The following is a 961-nucleotide window of genomic DNA, read 5'->3' as shown; positions in this document are numbered from 1 at the left end:
GCCATAAACTGCGCCGCCTGCCGGTACCGGCGCATCGGTTTTCGCATGGGCAAAACACGATACCGCGCTCAAAGAGTTCTTCGGCGAACCTTGAACGATTTTATCGCTGTACACCAAATAAGCGAAAGACTTACGTTTCGGATCGTAGTAGCGGATAATCTGCTGGCTCTTAAATGCTATGCTAGCACTGCGTTTGAACACTTGTCGCGGTTTCAAAACTTCAGACTCGTTATAACGGATGACTTCCGCACTTTGCACGCAGGAAACCGATGCGTCGCTGGCATCTTCTTCCAGATTGACCGTTTCTTTCAAACCGCCTTTTTTCGCGTACGAAATATAACAGGCAACCCCCTGCACATCAGGATCATCAAAACCTTCCACTTCAATACGGTCGTTTTTACCCAACATATGAAACACCGTACTGGCGCGTCCGATTTTATCGGTATCGTTACCGCAAGCCGCCAAAATCATGGCGCCCAACACTACTAATAAATATTTTTTCATAATATCCTGTCAATGCAGACTGTTAGTTTTCAGGCAGGCAGAATCATATCCGCCTACTCCATCATTACTATATAAGACCGTTCGTCCATATTGCAACCCAATATTATTTTCAGACGGCCTGACAGACAGTATAATCCGTCCTATTGTTCCTACTTTAATAGCAAGATCGAACCATGCGTTACAAACCCCTCATCCTCGCCCTGCTGCTCAGCTTCTCCCTGCCAACCTATGCTGCCAAAGACACGCCGAAAGAAAAAGCGGCCACCGTCAAAAAAGCTGCGCCCGTGAAAAAAGAGAAAGAAGCCACTAAGGCAGATGTAAAAAAAGAAACCTCAAAAAAACAAGCGGTAAAAGAAAAAGAGGAAGACAAAAAAACGGTTAAAGCCAAAGTCTCCAAAGAGAAGGAAACTGCCGACAAAAACGAACGCGCTTCAGCCAAAAACAAAACGGTTAAAGC

The 961-nt window shown here is 45.6% G+C and carries 1 protein-coding gene and 1 pseudogene; one reads left to right on the top strand and one right to left on the bottom strand.

Translation table 11 applies throughout. The annotated features are described in order from the left end of the window. A partial coding sequence (locus ACTHUR_RS12230) for a CreA family protein (RefSeq protein WP_440398743.1) occupies nt 1–504 on the bottom strand: 504 nt, incomplete at its 3' end. Nucleotides 505–677: 173 nt separating this feature from the next. Between ACTHUR_RS12230 and ACTHUR_RS12225 the strand changes: the two are divergent. After that, nucleotides 678–961, top strand: a pseudogene (locus tag ACTHUR_RS12225) (hypothetical protein); the annotation flags it as partial.

Source organism: Neisseria sp. P0021.S007 (genome assembly GCF_051956855.1).
The sequence above is the reverse complement of the archived record's forward strand: the minus strand, read 5'-3'. Positions and strand labels throughout refer to the sequence as shown.